Source organism: Lysinibacillus sp. RU7, assembly GCF_057837305.1.
On the sequence record NZ_JBYQFK010000192.1, the window covers coordinates 1 to 257 of the forward strand.

1 pseudogene is annotated in these 257 nt (G+C 35.0%); it reads right to left on the minus strand.

Features of this window, described 5'->3' with window-relative positions:
- Nucleotides 1-257: pseudogene (locus AC3II9_RS22060) on the minus strand (MFS transporter); the annotation flags it as partial.

Here is a 257-nt window from a genome sequence, read left to right on the forward strand (position 1 = left end):
TTTCTTTGACAAGGTAAACAGGGAACCAAGTCAAGAAAAAATAGGTCAGTGTATTTACACAATATTGCCCAATAAAAATACCGAGCATCATACGTGAAGCAAGCAATTGTTTAACTTTACTCCAAGTAATTTTCTCTTTTTTACTATTTTGGCTATTTTCACCCATGTCGAGTAAAGCACCTTCTGAAGCAATATATTTTACTTCTTCGGGATTTACTGTTGGATGATTGGTTGGGCTATAAATGACCTTAAGCCAG